Source organism: Salifodinibacter halophilus, assembly GCA_012999515.1.
Lineage (GTDB): Bacteria > Pseudomonadota > Gammaproteobacteria > Nevskiales > Salinisphaeraceae > Salifodinibacter > Salifodinibacter halophilus.
The window spans coordinates 1-246 of the sequence record JABEEB010000570.1 but is presented as its reverse complement, the minus strand read 5'-3'; the positions used below and the strand labels follow the sequence as shown (position 1 = coordinate 246).

Annotated in this window: 1 protein-coding gene; it reads left to right on the top strand. The window is 74.0% G+C overall.

Annotation, left to right across the window (positions count from 1 at the left end):
• Positions 1-37: 37 nt before the first annotated feature.
• Positions 38-246 (top strand): hypothetical protein (locus HKX41_12880; protein ID NNC25029.1); only part of this gene is annotated, 209 nt, incomplete at its 3' end.

Sequence of the window (246 nt, the reverse complement as noted above, 5' to 3'; positions counted from 1 at the left end):
CGCCTCCCGGGGGGTGCCCACTACTACTACTTGCACCATGCCGGATCGGGCTCAGCAGGTTTCGCCGGCAGCCCGGCTCTTCCTGACCGCGCTGGCGGCCTTCTCCGGGGGCTTCCTCCTGCTCTCGGTGGTCCCGCTCTACGCGGCGCGGCCGGACGGCGGGGGTCCGGCCGCCGGGTTGGCGACCGGGGCCTTCATGCTCTCGACGGTCTCCGCCCAGCTGGCGATGCCCTGGCTGCTCCCCCG